The sequence below is a fragment of the Burkholderia sp. S-53 genome (assembly GCF_025560745.1).
GTDB classification, from domain to species: Bacteria; Pseudomonadota; Gammaproteobacteria; order Burkholderiales; family Burkholderiaceae; genus Burkholderia; species Burkholderia pyrrocinia.
Genome location: NZ_CP090482.1, coordinates 980,595 through 1,006,210 on the forward strand (window position 1 = coordinate 980,595; position 25,616 = coordinate 1,006,210).

The 25,616-nt window shown below is 65.2% G+C and carries 23 protein-coding genes; 3 read left to right on the forward strand and 20 right to left on the reverse strand.

What is annotated here, in order from left to right; translation table 11 throughout:
• Positions 1-2: 2 nt before the first annotated feature.
• The 9 genes from LXM88_RS04070 to LXM88_RS04110 all read right to left on the reverse strand — a co-directional run bounded on the left by LXM88_RS04070 (position 3) and on the right by LXM88_RS04110 (position 11,538).
• A complete protein-coding gene (locus LXM88_RS04070) occupies positions 3-440 on the reverse strand; it encodes a RidA family protein (RefSeq protein WP_262530677.1) in 438 nt (145 codons plus the stop codon).
• Positions 441-515: 75 nt separating this feature from the next.
• Entirely contained in the window at positions 516-1,856 is a 1,341-nt protein-coding gene (locus tag LXM88_RS04075) for a flavin-containing monooxygenase (protein ID WP_262530680.1), read from the reverse strand.
• 251 nt (positions 1,857-2,107) lie between these two features.
• Positions 2,108-3,256 carry a ferritin-like domain-containing protein gene (locus tag LXM88_RS04080; protein ID WP_262530682.1) on the reverse strand — a complete coding sequence of 383 codons (1,149 nt, stop codon included), beginning with the start codon at positions 3,254-3,256 and terminating at the stop codon, positions 2,108-2,110.
• Positions 3,257-3,279: 23 nt separating this feature from the next.
• Positions 3,280-4,209: a hypothetical protein gene (locus tag LXM88_RS04085; RefSeq protein ID WP_262530683.1), complete on the reverse strand. Its 930-nt coding sequence runs from the start codon at positions 4,207-4,209 to the stop codon at positions 3,280-3,282.
• A gap of 52 nt (positions 4,210-4,261) precedes the next feature.
• Entirely contained in the window at positions 4,262-5,887 is a 1,626-nt protein-coding gene (locus LXM88_RS04090) for a metallophosphoesterase family protein (protein ID WP_262530685.1), read from the reverse strand.
• Positions 5,887-6,690 carry a hypothetical protein gene (locus LXM88_RS04095; RefSeq protein ID WP_262530687.1) on the reverse strand — a complete coding sequence of 268 codons (804 nt, stop codon included), beginning with the start codon at positions 6,688-6,690 and terminating at the stop codon, positions 5,887-5,889. The genes LXM88_RS04090 and LXM88_RS04095 overlap by 1 nt, the downstream gene beginning before the upstream one ends.
• Positions 6,687-7,469 carry a hypothetical protein gene (locus LXM88_RS04100; protein WP_262530689.1) on the reverse strand — a complete coding sequence of 261 codons (783 nt, stop codon included), beginning with the start codon at positions 7,467-7,469 and terminating at the stop codon, positions 6,687-6,689. Before LXM88_RS04100 ends, LXM88_RS04095 begins: the two co-directional genes overlap by 4 nt.
• Positions 7,466-10,408 (reverse strand): phosphorylase family protein, encoded by a 2,943-nt coding sequence (locus tag LXM88_RS04105; RefSeq protein WP_262530691.1) that lies wholly within the window; start codon positions 10,406-10,408, stop codon positions 7,466-7,468. The genes LXM88_RS04100 and LXM88_RS04105 overlap by 4 nt, the downstream gene beginning before the upstream one ends.
• Positions 10,409-10,482: 74 nt before the next feature.
• On the reverse strand, positions 10,483-11,538 hold the full coding sequence (locus LXM88_RS04110) for a deoxyribonuclease II family protein (protein WP_262530693.1): 1,056 nt from the start codon (positions 11,536-11,538) through the stop codon (positions 10,483-10,485).
• Positions 11,539-11,611: 73 nt separating this feature from the next.
• On the opposite strand from LXM88_RS04110, the gene LXM88_RS04115 reads away from it, so the two are divergent.
• Complete coding sequence (locus LXM88_RS04115; RefSeq protein ID WP_262530694.1) at positions 11,612-11,860, forward strand: hypothetical protein; 249 nt, start codon at positions 11,612-11,614, stop codon at positions 11,858-11,860.
• Here the strand turns inward: LXM88_RS04115 and LXM88_RS04120 are convergent.
• The 3 genes from LXM88_RS04120 to LXM88_RS04130 form a co-directional block, all read right to left on the reverse strand.
• Positions 11,831-12,595 carry a hypothetical protein gene (locus tag LXM88_RS04120; protein ID WP_262530695.1) on the reverse strand — a complete coding sequence of 255 codons (765 nt, stop codon included), beginning with the start codon at positions 12,593-12,595 and terminating at the stop codon, positions 11,831-11,833. The two genes, LXM88_RS04115 and LXM88_RS04120, sit on opposite strands and share 30 nt — an antisense overlap.
• A gap of 6 nt (positions 12,596-12,601) precedes the next feature.
• Positions 12,602-13,033, reverse strand: a complete 432-nt coding sequence (locus LXM88_RS04125; RefSeq protein ID WP_262530696.1) for a hypothetical protein — start codon at positions 13,031-13,033, stop codon at positions 12,602-12,604.
• An 87-nt stretch (positions 13,034-13,120) separates the two neighbouring features.
• Positions 13,121-14,749: a tyrosinase family protein gene (locus LXM88_RS04130; protein WP_262530698.1), complete on the reverse strand. Its 1,629-nt coding sequence runs from the start codon at positions 14,747-14,749 to the stop codon at positions 13,121-13,123.
• Between the two features lie 991 nt (positions 14,750-15,740).
• On the opposite strand from LXM88_RS04130, the gene LXM88_RS04135 reads away from it, so the two are divergent.
• Together LXM88_RS04135 and trpS are read left to right on the forward strand one after the other, a co-directional pair.
• Positions 15,741-15,896 carry a hypothetical protein gene (locus LXM88_RS04135; protein WP_262530701.1) on the forward strand — a complete coding sequence of 52 codons (156 nt, stop codon included), beginning with the start codon at positions 15,741-15,743 and terminating at the stop codon, positions 15,894-15,896.
• A gap of 218 nt (positions 15,897-16,114) precedes the next feature.
• Positions 16,115-17,128 (forward strand): tryptophan--tRNA ligase, encoded by a 1,014-nt coding sequence (gene trpS / locus LXM88_RS04140; protein WP_262530703.1) that lies wholly within the window; start codon positions 16,115-16,117, stop codon positions 17,126-17,128.
• Between the two features lie 106 nt (positions 17,129-17,234).
• On the opposite strand, the gene LXM88_RS04145 is transcribed toward trpS, so the two are convergent.
• From LXM88_RS04145 to LXM88_RS04180, 8 genes are all read right to left on the reverse strand, one after another.
• On the reverse strand, positions 17,235-17,645 hold the full coding sequence (locus tag LXM88_RS04145; RefSeq protein WP_262530705.1) for a VOC family protein: 411 nt from the start codon (positions 17,643-17,645) through the stop codon (positions 17,235-17,237).
• A gap of 377 nt (positions 17,646-18,022) precedes the next feature.
• On the reverse strand, positions 18,023-19,180 hold the full coding sequence (locus LXM88_RS04150; RefSeq protein ID WP_262530707.1) for an MFS transporter: 1,158 nt from the start codon (positions 19,178-19,180) through the stop codon (positions 18,023-18,025).
• Positions 19,177-20,340: an ATP-grasp domain-containing protein gene (locus LXM88_RS04155; protein ID WP_262530708.1), complete on the reverse strand. Its 1,164-nt coding sequence runs from the start codon at positions 20,338-20,340 to the stop codon at positions 19,177-19,179. The genes LXM88_RS04150 and LXM88_RS04155 overlap by 4 nt, the downstream gene beginning before the upstream one ends.
• Positions 20,341-20,351: 11 nt before the next feature.
• Entirely contained in the window at positions 20,352-21,377 is a 1,026-nt protein-coding gene (locus tag LXM88_RS04160; protein ID WP_262530710.1) for a methyltransferase, read from the reverse strand.
• Position 21,378: 1 nt separating this feature from the next.
• Positions 21,379-22,368: a pyridoxal phosphate-dependent aminotransferase gene (locus LXM88_RS04165; RefSeq protein ID WP_262530713.1), complete on the reverse strand. Its 990-nt coding sequence runs from the start codon at positions 22,366-22,368 to the stop codon at positions 21,379-21,381.
• A gap of 42 nt (positions 22,369-22,410) precedes the next feature.
• A complete protein-coding gene (locus LXM88_RS04170; RefSeq protein ID WP_262530714.1) occupies positions 22,411-23,253 on the reverse strand; it encodes a GNAT family N-acetyltransferase in 843 nt (280 codons plus the stop codon).
• A complete protein-coding gene (locus LXM88_RS04175; protein ID WP_262530715.1) occupies positions 23,235-24,275 on the reverse strand; it encodes a cupin domain-containing protein in 1,041 nt (346 codons plus the stop codon). Before LXM88_RS04175 ends, LXM88_RS04170 begins: the two co-directional genes overlap by 19 nt.
• Positions 24,218-25,588, reverse strand: a complete 1,371-nt coding sequence (locus LXM88_RS04180) for an FAD-dependent oxidoreductase (RefSeq protein WP_262530716.1) — start codon at positions 25,586-25,588, stop codon at positions 24,218-24,220. Before LXM88_RS04180 ends, LXM88_RS04175 begins: the two co-directional genes overlap by 58 nt.
• Positions 25,589-25,616: the final 28 nt, after the last annotated feature.

Below are 25,616 nucleotides of genomic sequence, written 5' to 3' on the forward strand. Positions count from 1 at the left end.
TCCTATGCGCGGTTCGGCTGCCAGTTGTCCGGGATCACCGCGATCACGTCGATCTCCATCAGCCACTGCGGCTGGCCGAGCGCGGACACGACGAGCCCCGTCGAGATCGGATAGACGCCCTTCAGCCACTTGCCGACTTCCTGGTACACGGGCTCGCGATAACGCGGGTCGATCAGGTAGGTCGTCGTCTTCACGATATGCGTGAGATCGCTGCCGGCTTCCTCCAGCAACTGCTTGACGTTCTGCATCGCCTGCCCGGCCTGCGCGCGCGGATCGCCGAGGCCGATCAGGTTGCCGTCGAAATCGGTGCCGACCTGGCCGCGCACGTAGACGGTGTTGCCGGCGCGCACGGCCTGGCACAGGTCGTTGTCGAGCGTCTGGTTCGGATAGGTATCCTTCGTGTTGAACATGCGGATACGGGTATGGGTGGGTTGGTTCATCGAAATCCTTCAGTCGTCAATGGTCACGCCGCCGCACCGGACGCGAACGCGGTGCGGCAGGCAGCAGGTGTTCGGTCAGTTCACCGTGTCGGCAAGCGGCTGCGCGTCGGCGTGCGCCGCGGCGCCGTCCTGCTCCGGGCGCGATGTCGAGCGGCGCTGCGACGCGTCGTGGTATTCGAGGTAGGTGCGCTGCGTCGCGATGTGATCGGCGATGTGCCGCGCGTCGTGCCACACGCCCCAGATGAAGCTGGAGCCGCGCCGCGACAGCCACGGCAGACCGAGGAAATAGATGCCCGGCTCCTTCGACACGCCGCGCTGGTGCTGCGGCTTGCCGTTGTCGGCGAACGCGTCGACCTTCAGCCAGCCGTAGTCGACCGCATAGCCCGTCGCCCAGATAATCGACGTGACGCCCGCGCCGGCGAGGTCGAGCGCGAGGATCGGGTGCGCGACGCAGTCGGGGTCCGGCAGGATGTGGCGGGCTTCGGGTTCTTCCGGCAGGTCGAGGCCGTTGCGCGCCGCGTAGGCGTCTGCCGCGTCGAGCAGCGACAGGTAATTGTCGTCGCCGCGCGCGAGATTGATCGCGAGATCGCGTTCGAATGTGACCACGCCGCCGTCGAACGACTTCGTCAGCCCGACGAGCGTCACGCCCTGGTTCGCGAGCTTGCGGAAATCGACCGTATGGCCGCCGCGCGCACCGCTCACCGCGATCGTCACGTGTTCGCGGCCCGGCGTTGCGACTTCCTTGTCCCACTCGCCGAGCACGCCGAGCCACCAGCAGAAGTCGCGGCCGCGATATGCGCGCGGCGGGCGATCGTGCGGGCCGACCGACAGGTACACCTGCCGGCCCGCGCGCTGCAGTTCGTCGGCGATCTGCACGCCCGACGAACCCGCGCCAACCACCAGCACCGCGCCCTCCGGGAGCTGGCCCGGGTTGCGATAGTCGGCGGAATGGAGCTGCGCGAGACGCGCATCGTCCGGCGCGATCGGTGGTATCACCGGGCGCTGGAACGGCCCAGTCGCGACGACCACGCGATTCACCTCGAACGTGCCGTCGGACGTCTCGACGACGAAACCCGGCTTGCCCGTATTGCGCACGACCCGCTTCACCTCGACGCCGGTGCGGATCGGCGCGTTGAATTTGCGCGCATACGCTTCGAAGTAGTCCGCGACCTGGTCTTTCGACGCGAACGCATCGGGATCGACGCCGTCGAATTCGAGCCCCGGGAAGCGGTCGTGCCACGCGGGGCCGTTCGCGACCAGCGAATCCCAGCGCCCCGTGCGCCAGCGTTCGGCGATGCGGCTGCGCTCCAGCACGAGATGCGGCACGCCCAGCTTGCCCAGGTGCTCGCTCATGGCCACGCCGGCCTGCCCGGCGCCGACGACGAGCGTATCGATTGAGGTTGTTTCGACTGCCACGGCTGTCTCCTTCTGAAGTGCGGCTCAGTGCGACGTTCGTGCTGTCGCGTGAGCTGGAATGGAGACATTCTGCTGACACACCGCCAGAGGCGAAATGATGATTTTTGTTGGTGTTGATGAGCAAAAAGCTGGGTGTGGACGGGGTGACCGGCGGCGCCGGCCACCATGGCGGGCGCCCGCCTTACCCCCTACCCGGATGGCAAGCCATGCCCGCCGGCACGGCACGCATGATCCGCGCCGCGCGTCACGGCCTACGTCGGCTGGTTCACGTTACGGAAACGCGGGCCGTAAAACACCGGCTTCGACAGATCGGAGTAGCTTCGCAAGAAGGCGAACTCGTCCGGATACAGCGTGTCCAGCCGCGCGAGCGCGGCCGGCGGCACCGGGTGGCGCAGGATGTTGAAGCACGACAGCACGCGCAGATCCACCATCCCGTGCACCGCCGCGCCGAGCGACTTCCACGAGCCGCCCGCGGGGCCGTTCCACACGACGTCGAGCGTCGCGAGTATCGTCGAGAACCCGGTATCGAATGCAGCGAGGTCGGCGCTCACCGCAGCCTGGTTCGGATCGAGCGCGAGCAGTGCCGCGTAGCCGTCGCGCGGTACCGCGAGCGTGTTGACGACCACCGGCGCGTCGAGCGCGGTGCCCGCAAAGAATCGCGGCTCGGTCTGCCGGTCGAACGGCACCGGCGGCACCGGCACCTGATAACACGCGCCGTAGTACAGCTCGGCGAAGCGGGCGTAGTGCGACTCTTCCCCTTCGAACGCGCCGGGCGTCAGCACGTCGCCCTTGCCGGCCCCTTCGCCCTGCTGGAGGATTTCGTCGATGCCCGCATGGAACGCGTCGACGGGATCGGCATCGGGCGAGTACGTCACCGTCGTGAAGCCGATATCGTCGCCGACCTGATTCGACGTGCCGCCCGCCTTCACGGCGGCCCGCACCGCGTCGGCGTTGCGGTCGATCGCATTGCGGATGCCCGCGTAGAACGCCGCGATCGTCGGATAGGTCTCGCCCCGCCCGAGCTGCTTCAGCAGGAACGCCGGCATCTCGATCCGCATGAAATTCTTCAGCTGCGGCTTCGAGTACTGCGCGAGCCCGACCTTCAGGTCGGGCTCCGCGCCGCCCGGCAGGCCATGCACCGGATAGTCGATGCGGATGCCGCGAAATTGCGGCGTGCCGCCCAGCGCGGCGAGCAGGTTGGACACGATGGCCATGTGCACCATCTCTTCCATCACGACGCTGCGGATCGCGTTGTACGCCGAATAGTTCTGCACTTCGAGCGAGAACATCGCGGACAGATAGAGCGGCAAGGTCGAGTATTCGAGTTCGATGGCGCTCTGTAGCGCGGTCTTGATCCAGGCCAGATCACGATCCGCCGGCAATACGGTGCTCGGGTTCATGGCGTTTCTCCTGTCGGTCGGCGTCAATAGAACAGCGCGTACGAGGTGTCGCCGAGCCGGTACGGCACGACCCGGGCCGCGCCCGACGGTGTCGCGGTCGAGCCCACCGGCGTCCAGCCGAGGCAGTCGGCGTGGATCCGGTAGACGGCCGTCGTGCCGTCCTGCGCGATGTACGTGATCAGGTACGGCTCGCCATGCGCCCACGGCACGCAGGCCGCGCTGCTGATACGCAGCGCGTCGGGCAGTTGCCCCTGCAAATAGCTGCCGACCTCGACGGTGCCGAGTGCGGGATTGTCCTGGATGTGATCGATGTTGACGTTGAGCTTCGCCGTGTTGATCTTGAAGAAGAAGTTGGCGCCGCCGAGCTGGAAGAACGAGAACTGCGTCCAGCCTTTCGCCCATTGGTGATACCAGACGTTGAGCGCGAGCAGCGGCGGCACGCCGCCCTTCGACGCCGGCGTCACCGCGACGCTGAAGTTGGCGACCTGCCCGGTGTTCACGTCATAGCCGAGCAGGTATTGCTGGCCGAGCGACGTATACGCCGCGATGTCGGTGAAGTTGTGCGTGGGCGTGTTGCGCGGCAGTGCGAACGTATACGGCGGCGAGGTCGCGAGCCCCTCCTTGACCGTGAAGAAGCCGAACGTGCCGTTGTCCGCGCGGTACGTGAGCAGGTAGTGAACGTTGCCGAGCACGAAGGTGTCGAGGTTGTCCCACGGCCCGCCCGACAGATCGAGCTTCGCGTCGACGGCGCTCACCCACGGCGCCTGCCCGGTCAACGCGTAGGCGTCCGTCCTCTGCGTGGCCTTGTCGTACGCGATCAGTTGCGTCCGCTCGCCGCTCCGCAGCACCGTGAAGCTGCTGTAGCCGGCAGGCAGCTGCGCACCGCTCCACACCTGTTCCAGCGCCACCTGGTCCGATCCCTTGACCGGACCGATCGAATAGATGCTGCTCATATGCATGCGCTCCTCTGGCAATGAACGATCGGACGAGCGGCGCCGCGCCGGCTCAGGCAATCGATTCGACGTAAATCGGCAGCGGCGCGGGATCCGCGCCTTCGATCTGGAAATAGCTGAGCCGGGCCGGCTGTCCGGCTCCCATCAGTTCGAGCAGCTGGAAGCCGCGGTTGTACCAGCCGTCCGTCAGGCCGAGCGTCAGGTCCGGCCGCTGCAGCGGCACCGGGAATTTCTGCGCGTACGGCGCTTCGCTCTCCTGAACGGGGATCGCGCTGTGTCCCGCGCAGCGCCCTTTGGGCAGCGGCTTGAAGATCCGCGTGGCATCGCCGTCGCCCGTCGGCCAGTCGGCCGGCCGATAACCGTCCGCGAAAATGCCGAGATTGTGCTCGTGGCCCCAGATCCACGCGGCCACCCGTTCGCCGAACGTCGCGCCGAACTGCCGCCAGAGCGCGGTGTCCACCCACGCGCGGTTGAAGTCGGCCGGATCCGGCGCATTCGATCCTGCAAGCGGCCGCTGCGCGATCCCGCATACGTCGAGCGCCGAATACAGCTGGTGATGCGACAGCAGGATCGAGCGGCCGGGAAAATGCGCAAGCTTGTCGAGATGCCACGCGAGCTCGTCGGGGCGCACGAACACCTGATCGTCCGGCGCGGTGGGGTCCCGGCGCGGCAGGTCGGCGAGCGACGCGTGACGGAAATACGGGTTGACGTCGGTGGGCCAGTGCGGGCTCGCCGCCGCGCCCGCGGTCTCGACCGGGCCGATGTGCAGCCGCGCGAGCGTCGCCTGCTGCGCCGAGCCCGCGACGTTCATGTAGTGCCCGTGATAGCCGGTGTCGAGCCCGAGAAACTGCCAGCCGTCGTCGGCACTGCGCAGACAGAAATAGCTGGCGGCTTGCCGCTGCGACGGCTGGTCGATCAGCGCGCCGGAATCGAGCGCCTTCAGGTATGCGACCGCGCCGGTGAAGTACTCGTGGTTGCCCGGCACCGTAAAGAACGGCACGCGTTGCTTTTCGCTGCGCAGCACCGCGCGCACCAGGCCGACCAGCCGGTGCTCGGTCTCGAAGTGCGTGCCGGAAAAATAGACGTCGCCGAGATGCAGGATCGCGTCGGGCTCGAACTTCAGCGCGGCGACCAGCACCGCGGCGGCCACATCCGTACCGGTGCCGATGTCGCCGACGATCGCGATCCGCGCGCGCGGCGGCAGCCGCCACTCGATCACGCCGTAGCCCAGATCGCCGTTGCCGGGGCCGGGCGCCTGCCATGATCGGTACTGCGGCTCTCCCCCCTTATGAAACGGGTACTGCCAGTAGTACTTGTAGTACTGCACATACATCTGCTGCCACAGCGGATTGCCGAACTTGTACTGCTGCGTCTGCCGTTCCAGGTCGCGCTCGATGTCGGCCGCACCGGCGATGCGCGCATGCGCGCGCCGGTGATGCAGGTACGACAGATAGGTTTGCACCGCCGCTTCGTCGTCGCTGTCCGCCGCCGGCGGGTCGAGCGGCAGGTTGTCGTGCATCGCGCGGCAATAGCGGTCGGTGGCGTCGACGAGCGGATGCCCGCCATCGATCGCGGCGGCCGGGGTATTCTCCGCGCCGGGCGCGCACGCGAGCACCTCCGCCACGCACGACTTCCACAGCGCGAGATGCGGCGCCTCGAAATGCTCGATCGGCTTCATCACGCCTCCGGTTCGCGCGGCGCGGCGCGCGATGCGCGTGGCCGCGCAAACTGCAGGTTGAGGCTGCTGTCCTGCGTCAGATCCAGGCCCGGCCAGTCGTCCCACAGCCCCGCCGGCAGCGCGAGCGGCCGTGCGGCTGCCTGCAGCACCGGTGTCGTCAGCGCGGCAAGCCCGTCGAGTGCCGCACCGGGCTCCACGTGCGCACCGGGGCCATGCACCCACGCAACCGCGTAATCGTTGCCGCAACACACCAGCGCGCCGTCGATGCCTTCGGGCGGATGCGCATGCAGCGCCGCCGCCCACGCATACGCCGCCGCGAGGAAGTCCGCGGGGCTCAGATCCGCGCGGCGCGCGCCCACCAGGTGCCGGACGCTCCCGAACATCCAGTCTGCCGGCCGATCGAGCAGGAAGTACGGCTGCTCGGCCTGCAATGCACCGCTCGCGGCGCTCAACGCGACCGGCACCTCGGGCAGCTTGCTGCGCGCCATGTCGTACACGTCGCCGTGCAGGTTCTGGTAGATCCGCACCGCGATCGCCTTCGTCGCGCGATCGTGCGATTGCGGGGTGGCCCAGAACATCAGCGCGGTCTGGTCGGGCACGGCGGGCGGCTTGCCGTCTTGCGGCACCATCGTCGGCAGGTACGCGCGCAGGCCGACCGGCGGTTGCAGCAGCGCGCAGGCGGGCACGAACACGCTGCCGAGAAATTGCGCGAACTGCGCGTAGCCGAGCGCGGGAGACCGGAACCCGCGCCACACGTAGACTGCGTCCGGTGCGACCGGAAAGGTTTCGTCGGGCGTGTTCATTTGCGCGCCTCCCGCTCGAACTGAAGGTTGAAACTGCTGCCGGCGCGCACGTCCATGCCCGCCCATTCATCCCACAAGCCGATCGGCAAAAAAGTCGGCGCCGGTGCAAACGTCTCGCTCCAGCCGGTCAGCAACGGCTGCAGCAGCGGTATGCCGGTGGCGCCCTGCGCGGCGCCCACCGCCACCGGCCCCAGCTCCCAGTACACGAGATAGTCGGTGCCGACGCACGCGATCGCCCCGTCGAGCTGCACGCTCTTGCAGATCTCGGCCAGCGCCTTCGCGACCGACGCGCGGAACGCTGCGGGATCGACCGCGGCCGGGCGCGCCGCCACCACGTGCCGGACCGCGCCGTGCATCCAGTCGGCCGGCTGGTCGAACAGATAGACCGGCTGGTCGACGGTGAGCGCACCGGCGAACCGGACCGGGAAATCGGCACGGCTCTGGTTGTCCTGCGTCAGGTACACCCCGCCGTGCGTGAGCGTGTAGGTCCGCACCGCGAGCCGGGTGAAGCCGTTCCAGTACGTCGACTGCGATTCCCAGAACAGGATCGCAGTCTCGTCGGGCACCGCATCGGGCTTGCCCGGCAGCCCGGCCGGCACGGTCGGCGTGTACGAACACAGGCCCGCGTCGATCTGCATCTTCACGGTGGCCGGCACGAACACCGTGCCGAGCTTGTTCATGAACTGGCCGAGTGCCAGCGACGGCAGCCGGAAGCCGCGCCATACCCGCACCGCGTCGGGCGCGACCACCCGGGGGGCGGCAAGATCCTGTTCGCTCATTGCCGTTCTCCCGATCCGGATACGGCGGCGGGCCCGTCAGGGCGCAGCGCGGCGGCGGCGAAGGGCACCTCCGGCTTGCCGGTCCTGACGATCGAGTCGGCGACCTTCGCGAGCCAGCCGGCCGGCGGCGGCGTCTCGCGGTTCTTGCCGTAGCGGCATTCGTTCGGGAACTGCCAGTGCCGGTTGACGCAGAACTGACACGATCCTTGCGTGCGGCCCAGGTAACCGCCGGTCGCGGTGTCCTGCCACGCGAGCTGGCCGTGCGCATACAGATCCGCCAGCACCGAGGCCATCAGCGCATGCGGTTCGACGTAGTACGGCGCGAGCGTACGATAGGCGTCCGGATACTGGTGCGCGAGCCAGACCCGCGCCGCCGCCGCCGCATCGGCGTTGGCCGGCAGCTGGATCGCGACGTAGTCGCCCGGGTAGCGCGGATCGGGCGGCGTGACCGTGAAGCCGTTGGCCGGCACCAGCGCGGCGACGCAAGCCGGCTGCGCCTGCGCGAACGCTGCCCAGTCATCCTGGCTCAGCCGGTACTGCGCGAGGAAATTGCTGTTGTACGAGAAGTGCGGCGTGATGACGAGCCGCGTGCGGCTCTGGTAACGCTGGCCGTCGATCGTCACGTCGAAGTCGATATAGGCCGGATGCTCGGGATCGGTCGTTTCGCGCAGCAGCGTGAAATCCTTGTCGACCGGATGCGTCGAGATCGGCGGGTCGCGCTTCACATGCGCGCCGAACGCCGAGTAGAACATGTTCCAGCTCGACTGGCTGACCACGTAGAGCACCGCCGGCCGCGTCTGCACCATCTGCTTGATCGCCCACGCGTTGCGGCTCACGCAGTTGTCGACGATGGTCGCGATGCTCGCGGCGCTGCCGCCGAGAAACCCGGCGTTCCAGTGCGGCGACGCGCACGCGACCATGTCCAGCTGGCAGACATCCTCGCCGACGCGCAGCGCCGCCGTCGGATGCCCCGCCTGCCGCAGCACGCCCTCGAACTGGTCGAGCACCGGGACGAACTGCATGTAGTAGCCCTGGGGCTGCTGCAGCACTTCGACCTGGATGCCTTCGGGCACCGACACCTGCGCGACGAGCACGTCGCCTTTTTCGAAGCGGTTGCGCGGCGGATACGGATCGAACAGCAGCACGTACGGAAACTCGCCGCGCTTGCCGGGCACGGCGACCACCGTATCGGCCGCATCGCCGTCGTAGCGCACCGTGATGGTCCAGGCCGCGCTCGCGTCGACGCGGGTCGCCGCCGTCACCACCCCGCCGCGCGGCGCGACGACCTGCCCGTCCGGCAGCATGAAGCGCCGCACGAAATCGAGATCCAGCTTTTCCTGGTAGACGCTGCGGTAGCGGTAGTACCACGCATACTTCGCCCACGCGTTGGTGTCGTCGTCGGACGAGAAATCCGGATAGCACCATGCCGCCCCCGTCTGGCCCGGCAGGAACGCGGTCAGGTTCGGATTGATGCCGATCGTCATGATCGGCGCCTTGCGGCAGCCGTCGATCACCTCGCCGTTCGGAAACGCGGGCGGCCGCGTGCGCCCCAGCACCCAGGGCGACGCACCGTTGTAGCCGGCGCTCGCCGCGTACGGCACATTGACGTCGAAATCGAAGGCCGTATACGGGCCGTAGGTGCGCTGCTTCAGATCCTCGGGCCAGAAGAACGAGCAGGTCCCGCACGAGCGCACCTGGAATGCCAGCTGGACTTCGAGCGGATCCTGCGCGTCGTGCGGCACCTGGCCGCGGCTCGGGTTGTAGACCGCCGATCCTTCGCCCGCGATCGTCGCCCACGTGGCCAGCGCGCCGTTGTAACTGGTCAGCATCCCGAACGTGCTGTAGATCAGCCCCGACCAGTCGGCGCGGGTGGCATCGGCGATCGTCTTGCCGTGCCGCGTGTGTTTCGGCACGACCGGGTCCGAGATGTTGCGTACGCACGCAAAGCGCACGCCGAGCCGGTTCGCTTCCTGCGCGATGATGGCGTCGTCCATTTCCAGGCACGAGTACGCGTCCGCGCGCCGGCCCTCCGCGATGTAATAGAAGTCCGTCGTGAGCAGCGGCGTGTCCTTGAGCGGCAGGACCGCCGGCTTGTTCAGGCACGCCGGCCGCAACGCGTCGTTGAGCAGATCGTCGAGCGTCAGTTCGCTCAGGCCCGGATCGTTCGGATGCTGTGCCTTCAACTGGTCGAACAGGCTTTGCAGCGACTGCTCCGTCACGACCTGATCCATCCGGAACAGCAGTTCGCGTTCCACGTCGCCCAGCAGCGCCGTCGACGGGTACCAGGTCGGGCAGCGCGCCATGTTGCCGTCGTCGGGGCTCGCCGTGTTCTGCGGCCGTTGCAACTCGAGCAACGTCGCGTTGGCGACGACCGTATCGCCGAGCCGCTGATCGGTGCGCGCGCCGCCGGCCGTGCCGATCGTGTAGAGGCGATCCGGCCGCGCATCCTCGACGATGCAGCGGACCATCGCCGCGAGACCGTCCAGCCATGGCGAATGCGCCAGATGCGCATTCGACTTGAACAGCAGCACGTTCCAGGGCCGCCCCGACCGGTCGACGATCCGCACCATCTGGAACAGCCCCCACAGCGTGCCCGACTTCGTGTCGGCGGAATAGCCGGACGCCCCGCGGCAGTACGGCAGCCAGCCGTCGCGCCAGCCGTATTGCGACGGATCGCCGACGGTGTCGCTGTTCACGAACACGTGATCGAGCGCGAACCATTCGGCGCTCGTCCACGTCAGGATCACGATGTCCGCGCGCGGCAGCGGATCGTACGGCGTGCGTGCGCCCGATGCGATGCGCACCGGCGCCGACTGGCCGATCTTCTGCCAGTCGACGGGCGGCAGGCTCGGACTCGTGCGCGGCACGACTTCCGGCGCGATGTCGGTGTGGCGGGTCAGGGTCGAAGCGAGCGTATCCGGCAAAACATTCGCATTCATGGCGACACTCCGGGAAGAAGGGGAAAGCGGGTCGATCCGAACGGGACGATCAAGGCCGATGACGCGCACGCGCGTCACGACACCGGCGCGGCATGCGTCGCCTGGATCATCGCGCGCGCCTGTGCGCTGGTTTTGCCGGGCGGCGGAATGATCAGGTCCGTCTGCGACAGCGCTTTCCACAGCACCGGATCCTGGAGCGCGATCGTGCCGCCGCCGCGCTTCTCCTGCGACACCATCCGGTTGATGTCGCCGACGCACACCCAGTCGTCGGTCGTGGTGATGCCCCACTTCGCGTGGTCCTGGGTTTCCGGCCAGGCCCATGGCGCGCCGAGCTTGCGCAGATCGATGTACTTGATGTCGAAGGTCTTGTGCACGCCGTCGCTGTCGAGGACCGGCGGGATCTTGCCGCGGATCCAGGTCTCGACGTCCATGTCGGCGCCGAGCGTGGGGCCGACGAGATCGTTCCAGAAATCCTTGCCCCACGTGCGGTTCTTCGCGATCACCTTGAACGGCGCCCCGCCGCGCGTGCTCAGCGGCACCACGCTCGAATCGCCGGGCGTCGACACGCTGAGCGGCTTGGTCAGCACGACCAGCGGATGGTCGGCCGGCAGGTTCGCGGTGCGCGGCAGGTAAACCTGCGGCTGCTGGTTCAGCGCCATCTGGGCGGCCAGCTTGCCGGCCGTGTCGAGATCGATGCTCAGGCACATGAACGTCTGTCCGTACAGCGGCGTCGGCACGCCAGGTGCGGCCGGGCTCGCATACTTCGGCCACGAATGAAGCAGCCAGAACGCGGAGTCCGTTGCCGTGTCGAACGCGATGATGCCCTTCGTGTGGCCGAGCGTATCGTTGTTGCTGCGGTCGGCGTCGGCCGGCATCTCGTCGTTGTAGAGAACCCAGCCGAATGTCCCGGCCGGGTTGCCGAACACCGCATCGAGCGTGTAGAACAGTGCGCCCTGCTTGTCGTTCATCAGGTTCGGCGATTTGGTGAACGTGCCCACCTTGCGGTCGTAATACGCGTATTCGTAGCCGGTGGCGCCCGCGCTGTTCTGGCTGCCGACGAGTTTCGGCACCTTGTAGGCAAACCACGAATCGACCGGTTGATTCTGTTCGTCGCGCGCTGAAATGCTCATGATGTTCCCCGTTGCATCCTGACGCCGCGGGTGCGGCAATCGGCGGCCGGTACGACGGCGCGCCGTTCCTCTCGTGTCCACGCTCGTTGCCCGGAGCCGGCGCGAACGCCACTCCGCGCGCGACGCAACATCCGATGCGGCAATGCGCGGGCACGCAGTTGCCCCGCGCATGCCGGCCGATGCCGTTGCGCTCCATTCGCTCGCCGCCGAATGCGCGGTCTTTCTTGTTGCAATCGACCTACGTCACGATCGTGTTTCGCCGGATAAGCTCTCCAGTTTATTTTTTGTCATCCTAAGTAATCTGGCCGTTTTTATTCCGTAAACGGTCTTTCAACGAACCCGCTCCGAGCGCAGCCCGATCGCTCAGTGCGTAGAACGCCAGCATGCTGACGAGCATCGAAACAGCCACGCCGCTCGTATCCCAACGCAGCCCCAGACTGAGCGCCAATGCCTTGATCGCGGTCATGCCGAACGCCATGACGAGCAACATCCCCGCAAATCCAAGCGCGACCCGGACCGGCGCCCGAACCAGCACGCGTACCGAGCTGCGTCGATGCCTGTCCGTGCGGTCGGCCTCGCGCAGAATCAACAGCGCCAGCATGGCCAGCATCGACATCGGAAACCACTGGAGATGGAGCACGATCGCATTCCACATGGCGCCGGCATCGAGCGTTCCACCGCAGATGTTGAGAATGGCATCGAGCGGGGACCGCATCGCATCGAGCGTCAATCCCGCGCAGATGGCGGCCATGCACCAGAGCATCGACCGACGCGCGCACCTGCCCGGCGCTCCGCTGCTCGTCGAATAGCCGGCAATGGCGCAGGCAATCGCACCGATGCCGTTCCATATCCAGCTGGAAGGGGCACCATGCAGCCTGGTCGGCAAGTCGCAGGCCAGGTAACCGAGGATCGCGAACGCCATCCCGCCGCGCACGCGTCCGGAGATCGAAAGGATCGCCGTTCGCGCAGGCCCGATCGCGGCGCATGCGCGGATCGCGTCCGCCACCCTTGCCGGACGCCTGGCTGTGTCAACCGGCGGTGCAGTCGGAGCAGTCATGACCGTTCAGGCGGGATCTCTCATGACCGCATACCATGAGCACACCACACCGGCCGGCGCGACGCCGCCGTTGCCGCTCGCATGCGGAACCGTACGGACGATCGAACCGGTCAGCGCCGGACGCTGATTGATGCCATTGGGCCAGGGCGCGCTCACGTACCCGACGTAGTCGTAGACCCATTCCTCGCCGCTGACCACGCCGCGCCCCTCGAATCGCACGGTGCCGGGATTCCCGTAGCTGATCCAGCCGTTGAGCTGCAACTCCCATCCCGGGCCGAATATGCGCCCGTTGAAAATGCCCGCCGGTGCCGGCGCGATCTCGATCGTGCCGAGGCCGAACTCAAGGTCGTTGAATGTCGTGGCCGGGTCGGGATCGTTCAGGAAACTGCGATAGGTCCACAGGCCCACCAGACTGCCGGTTTCGGGTGTGTAGCTCATGCCCGCGTCTCCCCTTCATGCCCACGTTGTCGGAGTACCGAGACGAACCGGCGCCAGGCGGTGGCGCCGGTTCGTCACGCGCCGTGGTTACCGGACTTCGACCCGGAACAGTTTCGGTGCGGCTTGCGGAACTGCGCCGGCGACGGCTTGCGAAGCGGGCGGCGAAGCGGGTTGCGTCTGCTGGCGTACGCCGTCACGCGTATGGACCTCGACGTCGTACGTCGCACCCTCCACCGCACTTTCCGCGAACTGGCTCAGCGGAAAGAACGCCTTCACTTCGAGGTGCGTCTGGCAGTTTGCGCAGTACTGCACGCTCCAGCGGCTCAGCACGGCCTCCGTGCCGAGCAGGTGCCGCTCGCCGTCCACGTTGACGTACGCGGACACGAGGAACGACCCGGCAATCGGCGCACGATTCAGCCCGGAGACGCGCACGACCTGGCTGCTGTTGCCGGCCGGCACGGTCGCCGCCGCCAGCGAGGCCTTCGGCAGGTTGTCCAGCGAACCGGGGCCGTACGTGTAGCCGAGCTGTTCCTCGATGTTGATGCAGTCGAGCGACGTGTAGGCGCGCTCCTTGCCGTTCTCGCTCTTCTTGAACGGATCGAGCGGCGATTGGAGCGTGAGCCACGAATTGGGCACCGTGCCCGGCGTCGGCCCCTGCGAGTCGACGGAGTTGGTGCCCGGATACTCGGCGATCACGTCGAGGTGCTGCGTGAAGCCGTGCCGCTTCTGCCACAGCCAGAACACGCGATCGATGAAGCAGTGGTGGAAATAGAAGATCGGGTCGAGGCCCGCCGTGTCGTTTTCGCCCATGTCGCCGTTGGCGCCCGGAATCGGCGAGAAATCGCCCTTGTTCGGGCCGTGCGGCACGTCGAACCCGCCGACCGCAAGGTGAATCTTGTTGTGCGGCGACTCGAGCGGGACGACGGGAATCGCGCCGGCCGGAAGATTTTCGTTCCACTGGGCCGCGGACGTCGTGTTGGAAAACACCGTGTAGTTCGGCGCGTCCAGGCACTGCTCGTACTTGCTCTTCACGTTGGTCGGCACCACCTCGCCCTTCACGATGATGTACGACGTGAGCCAGTCCACGACGTTCCGGTTCAGCAACGTGACGTTCTCCTTCGCGTTGGGGAACTTGTCGTTGTGTTTCTTGGTAGCGGCCCTGTCCTTTTCGGTACCCACGAGCCCCGACAGCGGGTAGCGAACCGTGACGTAGGGTAGCGGCTTGCTGTAGTTCGGATCGTCGCCGTTGATGTTGTCGGTGATCGCGCGGTTGAACGAGAAGGAGGCCAGCGGGTTCGGAATCTTTGTTCCGTCGAGCTCGAAATCCGGGTCGGTCAGTGCCCACGGAATGCCGTTCGTCAGCGACTCCTGGCTGGTTTCGTCCCAGAACGGCAGCATCACCTGCTCGCAACCGGGGATGCTCTGCAGCGCCTGTTCCAGCCGCAGCAGGTAAGCACGGTGCCAGGTCGGGAACAGCACGTTTCCGTGGTTGCAATAACCGCCCCAGTAAGACGCCGATCCCCAGCCGGCGCCGCGGAACGGTTCGCCGTGGAAACCACCGATCATGAAGAACGAGTTCGGATCGTCGGGCGGCAATTCCTTGATGCCTTTCCACGCGCGCATCAGGTCTTCCAGCGGCTTTTTGTTGCCTTTCCGGTATTCGACCTGCAACGATTCGATCGACGGACGAACTCTGACTCCAGTTGCGTTATTCATGATGTCTCCGGTCTCCTTGGTGAGTTACGTTACGGGTTGGCCGCCATGTTTTGAACGTAAGCAGGTAATTCATAAAGCAGTCAAACTCGCGTTCAATCGAATTCGTTTTATTCAAATAGCGTTTGGCATTTTGAAAGCATTAATCGGCGGGCCATAGGCGGGCCCGCGTGGTCACCTGATCGCCTCCATGAGTGGCGGGGACACGCGCAACAGGCGTAGCACGCCCTCTGAAAAGGGGCTGCGCCTTCAGATCGTAGGGATGCCGTGGTGAATCGATGCCGATTCGGCAGGCACGAATGCCTGGCAAAGTAGCCGTGATACCCCGATAGCGTTTTATCCTGATTTGGTATGAGTAAATAAAGCAGATCGAATTTGTTTTCGCAAGGAAAAGGCGGGCTGAATTATAAAAAAATCCGGTGGTGTAAATGGCGATTGGCCCGTTCAACTTTTAGAAATAATCGCAGCCATTTGCGACGCGATCGTAAAAACCCGGCACCGGATAATCACAGGTGCGTAACGGCGTTTATTAATGCAATCGGCCGACGGATACCTTACGATCGCCGGCTGTCGCTCGGCCGGTGTAATCGTTTCCGGCCGGGGGGAGCGTCGCGGGTTGTCGAGCCACCGACAGCGAACCGGCGAGTACGCCGGGCGCGGGTCGATCGCAGCGGAAACACTCGGACGACGCTATCCCAAGCCGGAAGCGTCCCGGCCATTCGACGTTCCCCCTGCGGCCCCTATCCCCGACAATTCTTGACCGTGCCCACCCCGCGGAACTGGTAGGATGCCGGTCGCCTCGGCATGGACGGCAACCAAAGGACGTTCAACCGTCCCCTTTTTATGTCCGCAACCGGCCAATCCCGCCGTCCCGCCCGAGCGACACGGTGCCCCAACCGCACCCCAGCCCTCGTCGAACCCCGCAACACCCCGGCGTCGCCCCGCGCGACCCGTTGCAGCAACCGTTGGAGTGGCGCCTCGCGCGCCTGCAAGCATGAAGAAATCGAAGCAGCCCACCCATCCCCCACGCGACAAGGACCGCACGCCGCTGGTGCGCGCAGGCGCGCTGCTGTTGATGGCCAGCCTGCTGTACCTGCTGTGGCCGTCCGCCGAAACCGCGTACCTCGCGATGGAGTCGGTGATCCGCTGACGCGCACGGCCGGCCCGACGCAGCGCCATACGCTATACTGCCGCGATGACAACGAAACCCGCCCTGCCGAACCTGCATTGCTGGTGGCGCGCCTGACCCAGGCGGCCCGTTTCCTGTTGCATGTCCCAAACGTGATGCCGCCAGCCATGGCGGCATTTGCGTTTCTGCACTGACCTCATGGCTGGCGGCTTCGACAACCCGGAACCACAACGACCACCATGACCCACCCGAACCGCCCGACCATCCTCACCGGCGACCGCACGACCGGCCCGCTGCACCTCGGCCACTACATCGGCTCGCTGCGCGCTCGCGTGCAGATGCAGCATGACGCGCGGCAATTCCTGCTGCTCGCCGATACGCAGGCGCTGACCGACAACATGGGCCGCCGCCAGCGCGTCACCGAGAACGTGATCGAGGTCGCGCTCGACTATCTCGCCGTCGGCATCGATCCGGCGATCTCGACGATCGTCGTGCAATCGCAGGTGCCCGAACTGGCCGAGCTGTCGCAATACCTGCTCAACCTCGTCACGGTCGCGCGCCTCGAACGCAATCCGACCATCAAGGAAGAGATCCGCCTGCGCGGGTTCGAGCGCGACATCCCGGCCGGCTTCCTGACCTACCCGGTCAGCCAGGCCGCCGACATCACCGCGTTCAAGGCCACGCACGTGCCCGTCGGCGACGATCAGTTGCCGATGATCGAGCAGACCAACGAACTCGTGCGCCGCTTCAACGCGACCGTCGAACAGCCGGTGCTGGTCGAATGCGAGGCCGTGCTGTCGTCGGTCACGCGGCTGCCGGGCATCGACGGCAAGGCGAAGATGAGCAAGTCGCTCGGCAATGCGATCACGCTCGGCTCGACGCCGGACGAGATCGCGCAGGCCGTGAAGGACATGTACACGGACCCGAACCACCTGCGCGTGAGCGATCCCGGCCAGGTCGAGGGCAACGTCGTGTTCACGTTCCTCGATGCGTTCGAGCCCGACGTGCAGAAGGTCGACGAACTGAAGGCGCACTATCGGCGCGGCGGGCTCGGCGACAGCGTCGTCAAGCGCGTGCTGAACGAGCGGCTGCAGGCGCTGATCGAGCCGATCCGTGCGCGCCGCCGCGAATTCGAGGCCGACAAGGCCGAGGTGATGGCGATCCTGAAGCGCGGCACGATGCACGCGCGGGACGTCGCGGGGGCGACGCTCGCGGAGGTGAAGGGGGCGATGGGGTTGAACTACTTCGATTGAGCGGCGCAGGCAGCGAGTGCGCGAACGCGCGCCGGACGGTATCGGGCCGGCGCGTGGCGATCACTACGTCACGTGCGCGAGCGAGCGTCGATGCAAGCGCACCCCATCACGATGCGTGCGCCGGTACGGACGCGTGGCACACCGCCTCGACACGATTGCCGACCGGGTCGACGAGAAACGCCCCGTAGTAGTCCCCGTGATAATGCGGCCTCAAACCGGGCTCACCGTCGGACTGCCCGCCCGTAGACAGGCCGGCCTCGAAAAACGCATCCACCTGCTCGCGGCTCGCGGCCTTGAAGCACCAGTGCCGCTTGCTCACACCGACTTCAGCGGGATCCAGATAGACCGCCAGAAAAGTCGATGCGGTGTCGTTCGCATTGCAGCGTTCGCCATAGCCGAGCGCGGTCGGCCGGTCATAGACCTTGGATGCGCCCAGCGCGGCCATGATGGCATCGTAGAACGGGCGAGCCAGCTCGATATCCGGCACGCTGATTGACACGTGATCAAGCAGTTGCATCGCATCTACTCCGTTGAAGGGCACACGAGTCTACATGAGCGCGGCATTTCGCGCCGAAGTCACCCTGCCGCTCGTGGGCGATACGTGAACGCCCGACACCGTCACGCGCCATGTCGTTCACGCCGACAGCGGGCCGGCCCTTGGTCCGCTCTACCGATGCCGCGCCCGCACGCCCCCGCCATCGTTTCCCCGTCATCCACCCACGACACCATGACGCCACAGAAAACGGAGATTCAGGATCTGCTGACCCGCTGGCCGCGTGGCGATTGCGGCCTGTCTCGGGCAAGCATCCTTTTCGTGTGGGCATCGACAAGGCAACCGCTGCCATGGCCGCGCGCGACGCGCTGCGCGATCCGAAGCACGCGCATCGCACACGTTCAGGATCGGCTGCGTTTCAATTCAGGCGCACCGAACAATCCGGATGCGGCCAGTGCCAGCGCGAACACGGGGCAGGCCATCGCGATCACGCCTCGCGTCGACAGGAGGTTCGCGAAGCACCCGACCAGAATGCCACCCACCGGCAAGCCGGCGGCGGTCAACACCATGATGACACCGAGCGCCTTTCCATAATGCTCCGACGGGATGTACGCGACTCGCTCGCATCGCAGGTAAATGGAGAACAGGACGACCCCCGCGAAGAAGACGCCGTAACCGAGCGTCCACAGTGCGTAAATCGGTGCGGTCACGAGCAGCAGCAGACCGACGCCGAGCGCGGCAAGGCCGAACCAGTGGACGCGCGGCGCCGCGCTGCGCACGTATCGATTCAACAGGATCGCGATGAAGGTGGCGACGGCCGCGTACATCTGCACATGCGCGAACGACGCGTTCGTCAATCCGAATACACCGCTCACCATCGCAGGGCCCGTCGACGTGACGATTCCCGCGACGCAGGCGAGCAGAAATCCGCATGTCACAATTCGCCGCAGCCTGGGCGTGCGGGCAAGGATCGAAAACGCAATCGCCACGTCGCTTCTCAATGAGAAGCGCGACGCATGCCCGGGTTCGCCGATGCGCCAGGCAAATGGAATCGGAAAGACGAACAACCCGGCGAGCACGATGAACAGGATGTTCAGGTTCATATAGGCAACGAGCGAGGCCGCAATAGCCGAGCCGAAGATGAACGCGAGATTGTTGATGGCTTCGAGTGCCATCTGTGTGCGCGGCAACGGATGGCCGGACGCCGCAACGACGCGCTCGAGCGTGACCTGCGACAGCGCGGACAGAAACCCGAACACGGCGGACACGGCGAGCAGGACATCGATATCCCAGTACAGGAACGGGACAACGGCCAATGCGCCGCGAAGCGCATCGGCTATCGCCAGGAGCCGACCGCCGCGGAAGCGATCGGCGAGCGAGCCGCACAACGGCAGGCCGACCACCCGCGGAAGCCATTCCACCGCCAGCGCGAGCCCCGATAGTGACAGGCTTCCCGACTGCTTGTAGATCGCGAGCGGAAAGACGAAATCCCCAATCCGCGTCGCGAGCTGCGACAGAAAGCGCCCAAAGAGAAAACAGGAAAAGGTGGTCGAGCTCATGTCGGTTCGGTGACGAATGTCAGACACGCGAGGGCTTGCCGGCCCGCTTCCAGCGCGGCGCTTGCATCGGGCGCAGATGTCAGTACGCCAGCGTAGCGATGATGACTGTGCCGCACCGGCATGAGAACGTCGCCGACGGCCTTGTCGGCCCGAAGCACCCTGACGTGCTCGATTGCCGCCCCCTCGTCGACGCCGCGGACCTCGACCACCCGTCCGTGCGGACCGTGTGCGAGAAACTGGACCGAACTGTGGCTCACGACCGGGACTTCATCCGGGATCTCCGCCAGCACCGACACGCCCAGTTGCTGGCGAACGATGAGTTCCAGATACGGTACACCGGTCGCCATTTCGACGAGCGTGACGATGCCGTCTCCGCCCGCGCGCGTATGGGCCTCGACGACGACAGCGCCCCTGCTCGTCAGGATAATCTCGGTGTGAGCCGGCCCGGAGACAATGCCGAGCGCATCCAGAACCTTGGGCACAAACGTCTCGATTGCGTCGCGATCGTGCTTCGACAGGCGCGCCGGGATCAAATGGCCTGTCTCGACGAACGATTCCGAATCCTTGAACTTCTCCGTCACCGCAAGCACGCGATGCACGCCTTGCTCGCTGAGCGTCTCGACGCTGAATTCCGGGCCGTTCAGGAATTCCTCGGCAATCGCCACCTCGCCATCGTCAAGCGTGCATGCCTGCGCGTCGCTTACCTTCCGGATATTCAGACTGCCGGACGCGGCGAGCGGCTTCACGATGAAAGGGCACCCGACCGACTCGGAGAACTCGCGCACGTCCTGCGACGAACGAACGACGCGAAACCGGGTGGTATCGAGGCCGGCGTCGCGCAGGATGGTGCGGGTCCGGGACTTGTCGATGCAACGCGCGGCGACGTCCGGGTCCATTTGCGGCAGGCCAAGCTCTCGGGCAATACGCGACGCGAGAAGCTGGTATTCGTCGTGGAAGCACAGCACCGCGTCCGCATCGGAGAATCCCTGGAAAGAAAGGTCCGCTTCCTTGTCCGGGTCAAGATAGAGAATGTTCGAGAAGGGCTGCTTCAGGTCCGCCGCATTCGCATCGCTGCGCCGCATGACCAGCGTCACCTTGCTCGTCAGCGCGAGGACTGCGCCGTGCATCGGTCGAGGTGTGCCAACCAGAATGACGTTCATGTCCGTTCCCCTTATCGCGCGACCAGCGCACAATGATCGATGGTGCGCGCGTCGTATTCGGAAATTGTCTCGAAACCCGCCTCGCTCAGCCAGCGACGATGGTCGCGGGCGGGATAGGCCATGCCTTCACCGCTTGCCACCGTCAGAAAGTAGAGCGACGACTTGACCGACTGGAGGCCGCCCGCTTCGTCAGGATCACACATGAGCGACCAGACGAAGAGCTTTCCGTCGTCGAGATAGGACCGCGCCTTCGCGTACAGGAACTGGATCTTCTGCGGCGAGAAGATCTCCAGTACATGAGAGAAGATCACGCCGTCGCAGCCGTTTGGCCAGGGGTCCGTGAACATGTCGGCCGCGACGCAGCTTACGCGATGCGAGAGCCCGTGGGCCTCGATATTCGCGCGCGCCTTTTCGAGAACCGAAGGCAAGTCGACGAGCACGACCTTCAACGACGGGTAGCGTTCGCACAGCCGAACGGCATTCGTGCCGTCACCGCCGCCGAGATCCAGCAGCGTCGAAACGTCATCGAACTCCTTGATCGCCATCATGCGCGGCGAGAGTCTCGTATAGGCGCCCATGCCCTCGTGAAAGAGCGTCTCCAGCGCCGGGTCGATCGCCATGCGGCCATAGAGCGTGGCGGCATCGCCGGGAAATTCGTCGAGCCCCGCGTTGCGCCGCTCGCGCAGCGCCCGCGTGAAATGCAGGCAGGCGCGGTGCTGGATCTTGTCGTTCAGGTTAACGAACGGCACCATCGACTGGCGTGCTTCGCGCAGCAGGCAGCGCCGTGCGAGCGGCGCATTGAAGATCGAACCCGATTCATCCACCGTCACGAGCTTCAACTGCCTGAGACCGAGCAGCAGTACGCGACAGCCTTGCTCGCCGATGTCCAGCAGCTTCGGCAGCGATTCCACGGTCGCGCCGGCTTCGATCACATCGAATACGCCGAGATCACATGCGGTCGACAACACCTGCGTCTTGATGTAGCCGTTCATCATTTCGCAAAGCGATTGCCATTCTTCCCACGAGAGTTCTTCCATCTCAAACAGCTCCTTTCAGCGACGCCTCGACGGTCGTCAAAAATGCATCGTTGTCTTCATGCGAGCCGATCGTGACTCGCGAAAATGCGCCGAAATCGCGCACGCGTATTCCGGCCTCGCCCAGCCGGCCTCGGGCCGTTTCCGGGTCTTTCCAGTGCACACAGAGAAAATTCGCATCCGACGGGTTCACCGACGCCACATGCGGACTCGTTCCCAGGCAGGCAGTCATTCGTGCCCGTTCGCGACGCACGTGCGCAATCGCCTCATGCACGCGTGCCGGCTCCTGCAACGCTTCGAGCAGCGCGGCCCGAACCGGAGACGGCACACAGAACGGGATCTGAACCCGCAGTGCGGCGCGGATCGTCGACGGGTGTCCGACGAGCGCGCCCACACGCAATCCGGCGAGCCCGAAGCTCTTTGACAGCGTGCGCAACACCACCAGGTTGTCGAATTCGTCGACGAGCGACATGGAAGACGGTGTGGCGGAAAAGTCCGCGTACGCCTCGTCGAGAATCACGATGCCCGGGTACGTGCTCAGCAGCGTGCGAAGGCTGTCCCGGCCGATCATGTTTCCGAGCGGATTGTTCGGTGAGCAGAGCAGCAGGGCCTTCGTGCCGGACGCCGCGGCGGCACCCCACGCTTCCTGCGGGAGGCGCACGACCGGCAACCCGTGCAGAGCGGCCCAATGCGGAAATGCCTCGAACGAAGGCGGAGTGATGCCGACCGTGTCCACGCCCGGTTCGCAAAAGGTCGACAGCGCGACGTCGAGCGCGTCGACACCGCCCTGGGTCAGCAGCACGTTCTCGGGTACGATTCGCAATGCACCGCCCTTTTGCGCTTCGATCTGCATCCAGAGCCTGATGATGCCGTCGACGAGGTCGCGTTGCAGAACGTCGGGATACGCGACCCACGGTCCGGATTGCGGCGTCAGATTGTGATCGAGCGTGATGGACGCCGGCGACGGCGACCGAAACGGCCCCGGCAACGGCAACGCCGCAACGGCCTGTCTGGCCAGAGGATGTAATTCCATGTGTCAGCTCGCCTTTAACCAATGGTGTTGTTCGAGAAATACGTTTGCGCCGAGGCGCTTCTTTTCGTCGACGCCGTTGCGCCCGAGGTGCACCGCACGAAAGCCGTGGGCCTGCGCCCAACAATAGAGGGTGTAAAACGTAGCCGTATACAGGTTTTCTCCGGACGAAAGCACTTCACGATCGATTGCTTGATGCAGGTAATAGACGGTGCCGTCTTCGTGGTCGAGCAGAATGAGACCGGCTTGTACGACGCGCCCGGACGCGTCTCGCCGAAATATCCAACGAAAGGCCGATGCCAGCGCAGACTGCGCGAACGTTCGCTGAACGGCCTCGCAGAACATCGGCGTCGCCACCATGTGACGTGCGTTGTGCAGCGTATCGAGCCGTGCGATGTCTGCCCAGTGTACGGGTTCGATATCGCCAGACTCGACGACCTCGAACGTATAATTCGCATTCCTTGCCATTCGCCGGACGTCACGTGCCCGCTTGGATTGAAGACGCGCGATCAAACAAGCGTCGACCGCATCGTCCAGCGTCACGATGCATTCGGTATGCGTGGCGGCGCGCACAAAAGAACCTCCGAGACCGACGCGATCGGCAGCGCGCACCGACGGAACGAGGATCGGGCCTGGCTCGGCGGCGAGACCGGCCAGCTCCTCATCCGCGAGCGACGTGGAGAAATTGTAAAAGTACCCTGCCGCGAGTCGGGCATGCTCGACCGACGACGCATCGCCGCCGTAGTGCGGCATGTCTCCGAGCCGGACGACAAGATCGGGCGCGAATATCCGGATCGCGTCCGAAAAGGTCGAACGCGCGGCCGCGGATGTCATCGCTCGGTCGAACACGGAGGCTCCTCTTTGATGACGCGGGTCATCCGGTCGAGCATCAGCTCGAGCACATCCCATGATTTGGCGGACGTGGTGAGCAGACGCTGGTACGTGTCTTCGTTCATCCCGTCGAGCTCGCTCATACCCATGTTGTGATGCGCGTCGTCGGCCGTCGCGTGCGCGTCGAAGTACGCGCTGGGAAACAGGTGATTGGCGATCGTATGAAACGCGTGGGCACTGCGCTCCAGCACGCAATGGGTCATCACGAGGCGGTCGAGATTGTCGCCCGTCATTGTCCGATACAGGAACCACGATGCGCACGCTTCGATTGCCGCGTCCGCGCGCGTATCAGGCAGCTGTGATTCCCGTGCGAGCAGCGCGTCGTGGCCCAGCTCCTCGTGGAAGTGCTGCAGAAAGAGCGACTCCCAGGGTTTCCCGTGAGTGAGGCCCTGGCGCAGAAACATCATCCGCTGAAACGCACTCGACCATTGATGCAGGCACGACAGGAAGCGGGCCTTGCGTTGAGGATCGTCGAGCGTTCCGTCGGTGAGCATGCGGAAAAACTCGGTATTCACATGCGCGGCAAGACGCTCTTCCTGATAGTGAATCAGTTGCTCGCTCAGCGAACCCGAGAAGCTCACGCGTGCCTCGTGTTCGTTTTCGTAAAGCCCTGCGCCTTCAAACTGAACCGAGAGCGCAACCAGTTCGTGATCCGTCGCAAAGCCGTGCGGGGCGTCGCCCGGAACCGCGATCACGTCACCTTCGCGCAACTCACGCGGTGCACCGCCGAGCAGGACGCCCCGCCCGCTCGTGACAATGATCATCGATTTCGTCGGATGCTGATGGACGGCGAGCTGCTGCCCCGCGGACAATCGGGTCCAACTGAGCGAGAGGCGCCCGTGCGACGGCATGAAATCCTGCAGCGAACGATGACGGCGGAAGTCCCGCTGCTCGCCGAGATCGTGGATCTCGCCGTCCACCTCTACCTGGGTGATGGCACGGATGTCTTGGCGGGGGACAACGAACGCAGATGTTTCCATGGCAGTGACCTTACTTTTTGGGAAATGACGATGGCGCTTCCGATGGCGAGCTCGAACAACCACACGCCGCTCAGCTTCTTGATTCTCTTTTGTTGCCGCAGGCGCGTTACGATCCGATCGTAGGGCGTATTGGTATGCGCGACCTGTTCGTACTCGTAGAACCAACGTCCTCTGCTCAGATGGGAAAAGAGGAGATCGGTCATTGCGGCTGCTTGCCAGCGCGGCGACAGCGCGCCTTGCCGGAGGCTATCGAAATGCGCGCGCGACAGGGCCGCCAACGCGTCGGTCTGCGGTCTGCGCCGAGCTTCGTATGCGGCGAACGCCTGCGCGCCCGCCATGCCGGTTTCGAGCATTTCGCAAATGACAAAGCAGTCTTCGAGTGCCGCATTCATGCCCTGGCCGTAGAACGGCAGCACGGCGTGGCACGCGTCTCCGACAAACACGATCCGGTCTTCGTGGCTCCAGTTACTCAGCCGGCTTGTGACGAGCCGCCCGAGCGGCATCGTTCGCAACTGCGTTTCCATGTCGGGCGTGATCTTCACGTGAGGGAAGCTCGCGCCGAAGATCTCGACGAAGTGCTCCCGACGATCGTCCTGCAGGTTTTCCGACAGGAACATCAGCGAAATCGTCGTGTCGGGATTGGGAATGCCGACAAGCAGCGCGTTCTCGCCCGGCCAGACGTGCAGCGTGTCGTTGTCGAGATTCAACGTACGAACGAAGTCCTCGCCGCCCTGGATCTCCATGTATCGCCACGGAAAGTTCTGCAACTCGCATTGCGCGGCGCTTTGCTCGAGGAAAAGCGTACGCACGCGCGAGAACGCGCCGTCCGCAGCGAAGATCGTCTCGGCGTGCAGGATGTCGGTTCTCCCGTCTCGCGTGTAGCCGAGCGTTCCGGTTCGATGGTCCGCAGAGTCGATCGTCGCGCCATACTCGATCACGACGCCCGGCATGCGCTCGAGCGCTTCCTGCAGGATTTGCAGCAGGGCGACCCGGCGAATCGAATAGATCGCGTGTGATTCGCGCGTGCCGTAAGGCTGCGTCGACGTTTTGCCGTTGCGGCCATGCACCGCCCGCTGGTTGAGCTTCACTGCTCGCGCAAGCACGCGCTCGCGCAGCCCGAGGCGTTCGAGCGTCGCGAGGCCACGCGCGGTCAGTGTGAAATTGATCGAGCGCAACTCCTCTTCCAGAAAGCTGTGCCTGGGCCTCTTTTCGACGATGACAACCCGCTTCCCCATCCGATGCAATAGGAGCGCAAGCGTCATGCCCGCGATGCCGGCCCCGGCGATCACGAATTCGTGGTCTTGTCGATTCATATGGCGAGTGGCACGTGTCAAATGAAAA

Excerpts from the sequence above, each read along its gene's own strand:
- LXM88_RS04105 (WP_262530691.1), bottom strand. The coding sequence starts at position 10,408 with ATGAATGCGAATGTTTTGCCGGATACGCTCGCTTCGACCCTGACCCGC.
- LXM88_RS04080 (WP_262530682.1), bottom strand. The coding sequence starts at position 3,256 with ATGAACCCGAGCACCGTATTGCCGGCGGATCGTGATCTGGCCTGGATC.
- LXM88_RS04175 (WP_262530715.1), bottom strand. The coding sequence starts at position 24,275 with ATGGAAACATCTGCGTTCGTTGTCCCCCGCCAAGACATCCGTGCCATC.
- LXM88_RS04125 (WP_262530696.1), bottom strand. The coding sequence starts at position 13,033 with ATGAGCTACACACCCGAAACCGGCAGTCTGGTGGGCCTGTGGACCTAT.
- LXM88_RS04100 (WP_262530689.1), bottom strand. The coding sequence starts at position 7,469 with ATGAGCGAACAGGATCTTGCCGCCCCCCGGGTGGTCGCGCCCGACGCG.
- LXM88_RS04095 (WP_262530687.1), bottom strand. The coding sequence starts at position 6,690 with ATGAACACGCCCGACGAAACCTTTCCGGTCGCACCGGACGCAGTCTAC.
- LXM88_RS04160 (WP_262530710.1), bottom strand. The coding sequence starts at position 21,377 with ATGGAAGAACTCTCGTGGGAAGAATGGCAATCGCTTTGCGAAATGATG.
- LXM88_RS04085 (WP_262530683.1), bottom strand. The coding sequence starts at position 4,209 with ATGAGCAGCATCTATTCGATCGGTCCGGTCAAGGGATCGGACCAGGTG.
- LXM88_RS04150 (WP_262530707.1), bottom strand. The coding sequence starts at position 19,180 with ATGAGCTCGACCACCTTTTCCTGTTTTCTCTTTGGGCGCTTTCTGTCG.
- trpS (WP_262530703.1), top strand. The coding sequence starts at position 16,115 with ATGACCCACCCGAACCGCCCGACCATCCTCACCGGCGACCGCACGACC.
- LXM88_RS04155 (WP_262530708.1), bottom strand. The coding sequence starts at position 20,340 with ATGAACGTCATTCTGGTTGGCACACCTCGACCGATGCACGGCGCAGTC.
- LXM88_RS04145 (WP_262530705.1), bottom strand. The coding sequence starts at position 17,645 with ATGCAACTGCTTGATCACGTGTCAATCAGCGTGCCGGATATCGAGCTG.
- LXM88_RS04110 (WP_262530693.1), bottom strand. The coding sequence starts at position 11,538 with ATGAGCATTTCAGCGCGCGACGAACAGAATCAACCGGTCGATTCGTGG.
- LXM88_RS04180 (WP_262530716.1), bottom strand. The coding sequence starts at position 25,588 with ATGAATCGACAAGACCACGAATTCGTGATCGCCGGGGCCGGCATCGCG.
- LXM88_RS04135 (WP_262530701.1), top strand. The coding sequence starts at position 15,741 with ATGAAGAAATCGAAGCAGCCCACCCATCCCCCACGCGACAAGGACCGC.
- LXM88_RS04120 (WP_262530695.1), bottom strand. The coding sequence starts at position 12,595 with ATGACTGCTCCGACTGCACCGCCGGTTGACACAGCCAGGCGTCCGGCA.
- LXM88_RS04090 (WP_262530685.1), bottom strand. The coding sequence starts at position 5,887 with ATGAAGCCGATCGAGCATTTCGAGGCGCCGCATCTCGCGCTGTGGAAG.
- LXM88_RS04070 (WP_262530677.1), bottom strand. The coding sequence starts at position 440 with ATGAACCAACCCACCCATACCCGTATCCGCATGTTCAACACGAAGGAT.
- LXM88_RS04130 (WP_262530698.1), bottom strand. The coding sequence starts at position 14,749 with ATGAATAACGCAACTGGAGTCAGAGTTCGTCCGTCGATCGAATCGTTG.